This window comes from Ferdinandcohnia sp. SAFN-114, from assembly GCF_059415045.1.
Map to the genome: position 1 here is coordinate 1 of NZ_JBPFDQ010000163.1, position 4,559 is coordinate 4,559.

The 4,559-nt window shown below is 35.9% G+C and carries 7 protein-coding genes; 2 read left to right on the forward strand and 5 right to left on the reverse strand.

The features are described from left to right. Window positions 1-243: 243 nt before the first annotated feature. Window positions 244-993, reverse strand: a complete 750-nt coding sequence (locus ACR65M_RS26465) for a TrmH family RNA methyltransferase (RefSeq protein ID WP_440274890.1) — start codon at window positions 991-993, stop codon at window positions 244-246. Window positions 994-1,114: 121 nt separating this feature from the next. On the opposite strand from ACR65M_RS26465, the gene sspI reads away from it, so the two are divergent. Beyond that, window positions 1,115-1,324, forward strand: a complete 210-nt coding sequence (gene sspI, locus ACR65M_RS26470) for a small acid-soluble spore protein SspI (RefSeq protein ID WP_121447639.1) — start codon at window positions 1,115-1,117, stop codon at window positions 1,322-1,324. A gap of 41 nt (window positions 1,325-1,365) precedes the next feature. Here the strand turns inward: sspI and ACR65M_RS26475 are convergent, their stop codons facing one another. After that, window positions 1,366-2,451: a M42 family metallopeptidase gene (locus ACR65M_RS26475; protein WP_440274891.1), complete on the reverse strand. Its 1,086-nt coding sequence runs from the start codon at window positions 2,449-2,451 to the stop codon at window positions 1,366-1,368. Between the two features lie 81 nt (window positions 2,452-2,532). After that, window positions 2,533-2,970, reverse strand: coding sequence for a dUTP diphosphatase (gene dut / locus ACR65M_RS26480; protein WP_341330676.1), 438 nt, complete (start codon window positions 2,968-2,970; stop codon window positions 2,533-2,535). Between the two features lie 120 nt (window positions 2,971-3,090). Here dut and ACR65M_RS26485 point away from each other — a divergent pair, with 120 nt between their 5' ends. Beyond that, window positions 3,091-3,486, forward strand: coding sequence for a sigma-w pathway protein ysdB (locus ACR65M_RS26485; protein ID WP_121447636.1), 396 nt, complete (start codon window positions 3,091-3,093; stop codon window positions 3,484-3,486). A 14-nt stretch (window positions 3,487-3,500) separates the two neighbouring features. On the opposite strand, the gene ACR65M_RS26490 is transcribed toward ACR65M_RS26485, so the two are convergent. Further along, complete coding sequence (locus ACR65M_RS26490) at window positions 3,501-4,088, reverse strand: TVP38/TMEM64 family protein (RefSeq protein ID WP_121447635.1); 588 nt, start codon at window positions 4,086-4,088, stop codon at window positions 3,501-3,503. A gap of 69 nt (window positions 4,089-4,157) precedes the next feature. Continuing rightward, entirely contained in the window at window positions 4,158-4,427 is a 270-nt protein-coding gene (locus ACR65M_RS26495; protein WP_341330674.1) for a DUF1294 domain-containing protein, read from the reverse strand. Window positions 4,428-4,559: the final 132 nt, after the last annotated feature.

Sequence of the window (4,559 nt, forward strand, 5' to 3'; positions counted from 1 at the left end):
TGTCACAATACTTATCTCAAGTATTGCCATTTTGGAGGTGTTTTATATTGTCTCACTATTTTAGGTTAGTCCAGAATAACGGATTGCTGATTTTCTCTTTGTGAGTGTTGCTCGAAAAATAAATAAAACTATCCCTGAAGCAAACAATAAGCCTAACATCACAACATGTGAAAGAGCTAACCACCGAAACGGGTCTCCGATAACGGAACTTCCGAAAAAGTCGTTTATTATACTCCCCCCTCTTTATCGTAAATGATACAGTAAAATCCCTGCTGCTACTGCAACGTTTAATGATTCACTTCTACCGAAGATTGGGATATAAAGGTTTTGATCTGTTTTATCTAGTAATTCTGGCTCGACTCCATTTCCTTCATTTCCAACAATCAATGCAAATGACTCTCCAACAGACGCTTGTTTATAATCAACTGCATCTTTTAAAGATGTTCCATATACTTTAATCCCATTTTGTTTAAGTTTTAAGATAGTGTCGTGAAGATTTTCTTTTATAATAGGTATATGAAATATGGAGCCTTGTGTAGAACGAATGACCTTTGAGTTATAGACATCAACGCTTCCTTCACCAATAATGACTGCATCAATTCCTGCTGCATCTGCCGTTCGAATCATCGTCCCTAGATTACCGGGATCCTGTACAGCATCTATTAATAAGAGCCTAGAGATCTTTCCACCTTCTTTTACCGAGTATTGCTCACAAACTGCAGCAACTCCTTGAGAAGTATCAGTATCACTTATTTCCTGCATGATTTTTTCCGTCACAATCGTGATTGATAAATCATCTACAATCCACTCTGATGGGATGTCTGTTGTTTCACTTATAATCAATTCTTGGATGACTACATCACTTTTTAATGCCTCTTCTACTAAATGAAATCCTTCTATCATAAAAGTTCTTGATTTGTCACGTTCCTTTTTTGTATGTAGTTTTTTCCATTGTTTTATTTGAGGATTTTTATTTGATTCGATTCGTTTCAACTTGTCAATTGCTCCTTTTTGCTAATTCTTTTTCCATTATATCCTAACAAAGATACATAATAAAACGGTATAACGTAAATCATAGTAAAGAAAAAGTTACATATGAAAGGTGTGCATGTGAATGAACTTAAACTTAAGACATGCTGTAAAGCACAATGTCACAGGAAATTCTCAGGCTGAATTAGAAGATACAATAGTAGATGCTATCCAAAGTGGCGAAGAAAAAATGCTTCCTGGTTTAGGTGTTTTGTTTGAAGTCATTTGGCAAAATGCAAGCCAAGAGGATAAGCAAGAAATGCTTGCAACATTAGAGCAAGGATTAAAGCAGTAGTTAGAAAAAGCCGATGATAAACTCATCGGCTTTACTTGTTCTTATTCAAATTTAATTTTGTTGACAGTCTCTTGATCAAGACGTTTGATTACTTCTGCAATTAACTTAACAGCATTTTCATAATCATCACGGTGAAGAATTCCTGCGTGTGAATGAATGTAACGGGTTGCGATTGTAATCGCTAATGATGGAACGCCTTCTAATGTAATGTGGATTGCTCCAGCATCTGTTCCACCACCTGCAATCGCATCAAATTGGTATGGAATACTTAGCTCATCAGCCACTTCAACAACAAAATCACGCAATCCCTTGTGAGAAACCATAGAAGCATCGTATAAAATGATTTGTGGACCTTCTCCCATTTTACTCATTGCTTCTTTTTCAGAAATCCCAGGAGTATCGCCTGCAATACCTACATCAACTGCAATCGCAATATCAGGTTTAATCATCGTTGCAGCTGTTTTTGCACCACGAAGACCGACTTCTTCTTGTACACAACCAACACCATATACAACGTTTGGATGTTCTTCATTCTTCAGATATTTTAGAACGTCAATTGCAATTGCACAGCCGATTCGGTTATCCCAAGCTTTTGCTAATAGCATTTTTTCATTATTCATAACTGTGAATTCAAAATATGGCACCACCTGATCACCAGGTTTCACACCAAATTCAAGAGCTTGTTCACGACTTGATGCACCAATATCAATAAACATATCTTTAATTTCTACAGGCTTTTTACGTGCTTCAGCAGACAATATATGTGGTGGTTTTGAGCCAATAACGCCCGTAATATCACCTTTACTCGTGACAACGGTTACACGTTGTGCAAGCATAACCTGTGACCACCAGCCTCCAACGGTTTGGAAACGCAAAAATCCTTTATCATCTATTTGTGTTACCATGAAACCTACTTCATCTAAATGTCCTGCAATCATTACTTTTGGACCCTCTGCATTACCCGCCTTTTTTGCAATAATGCTTCCAATCCCATCGTACGAAATTTCATCAGAATATGGTGTTATGTATTTTTTCATGATTTCACGCGGCTCTCGTTCATTACCAGGAATTCCTTTTGCATCGGTAAGATCTTTAAGCATCGTTAATGTTTCATCAAGCTTTGTCATTAATAAATCACCTAACTTTCCTAAGTTTGATCACCATTTTATTATACAGAAAATGGTGGCAATTGAGCAATCAGGGACTTTTTATTTCGTCCCACTAGACCCAAAACCACCTTCACCTCTTTCAGAAGTTGTTACTTCCTCCACTTGTTGTAAATTAACCTGAGCGACCTGGGCAATGACCATCTGCGCAATACGCATTTGTTTTTCTACCACAAAGTCCTTTTTGCCATGATTAATTAATATAACAGCGACTTCCCCACGGTACCCTTCATCAATTGTTCCAGGGCTATTTAAAACAGTAACCGAATGTTTGAGTGCTAGTCCGCTTCTTGGTCTTACTTGGGCCTCTGTTCCTGGAGGCAGCTCAATTTTGATTCCCGTTTTAATTAATTCAGCCTCTCCAGGTTTAATTACTTTTTCTTCAGCAGAAAATAAATCCAATCCTGCATCACCTGGGTTTGCTTGTAACGGGAGCCTTGCATCCTCGTTTAACAGCATTACTTTTAAGTTATATGTCATAAGTAGTCCTCCTCAATAAAAAACAAACTAAAAAAATTATAGCAAATTAATCAAAACTTGAAACCTTTTAACTGTTTCAATCGTATATGTTGGCAGATTGAGAATGGAGGGAGTCCTCTTATGTTTGTCCTACTTATTCGTTTTGTACTATTACTTCTTATTATTTTCTTATTATATCGGATTTTTAAGTATGTCCTTAACCCAAAGAGGAAACTTGAACTTGCTCAAGAAAAACGAGAATTCTACTGGCTTGACGATCTTGCAAATGTTCATAAAAACTTTTTATTAACATATAAGGGAGTTTTATTTGAGGGAGAAAAATATTTAGGAACAACGAAGAAATCGTTTGAAGTTGTCTCGATTTTTGTCTGGGCCAAAGACGACAATCTAAAGGGATTAAATTATACAGATTTTCAATACATTGAACGTAGGATTAGTGAAGTATACCCGCATGCTAAAATTGATTGGAAAAGTCCGATAAAAGAACTTATTAAAGAAAACAGTCGTGAGCGTTAACTCACGACTTTTTTTCATTGATAAGATCTACCTGTTTTAGGTTTGAAAAATTCATGCCATTTGATAATGACTTGTTTTTCTCTAAGTAAATAGAACAATAGAGTTAGTGCAAGGAGAATAGCAAGAATAACTGTCGTGGAGAATTCACGGATAAATTGTCCGAAAACGGTGTAAAGAAGAGCTACTGGGATATTTGTATAGAAGGAGCCTTTGGCATATTCTCGGAAATTTCGAGTCACATCTTTGATGCACAATGATAAAAGATGAAAATTAATAAAAGGAATAAGACGTAAGATTGCAATTTGCCCAATCGTAAAATTCACTCGTTCACCCAACCATTTTTGCTTAAGATTAGTAATTTTTTGCGACAATCTAGGAACTTGACTATATAAAAAATAGAAAAGAATGCTAAGCATGGTTAAACCTAAGATGGAATAGATCGTTCCAAATACGGATCCAAATAATATTCCCCCGACAATACATATTACAGGTACTGGAATGAAAAAGAAGGGACGAATAAGATGTATCCCAATAAATATAATGGGGGCAAGCAGTCCAGTGGATTCAATAAAAACAAACAGAAGTGTCATTGTTTCATCCAAATACACAACTCACCTCTCTTTCGTTAGGTTACTTCGGTGCTATTTAAGCATATACAAACGTACAAGTTGTTATGACAGGTTAACTAAAATATATGTATAAAGGGCTATCGTAACAATTGAAAGAATGGGAAGCATGATGACAAATTGCTTATGCTTTGTTTTATGGCGAAATTGTCTCATCCCAAAGGTTGCCCCTAGTGCACCACCTACAATGGCGACAACCCAAATATGCTTTTCAGAAATGCGCCATTTGTTATTTCTAGCTCTATTTTTATCAATATACATAAGTAAGAATCCATATATATTTAGAATTACATAGATGAAAAAGAGATAGCTCATTATTATTCCTCCGTTATTGACTAAAACAAAAAAGGTTACTCTCATTTTACAATGGGTGGACTAACCTAAAATAGTGAGACAATATAAAACACCTCCAAAATGGCAATACTTGAGATAAGTATTGTGACATTA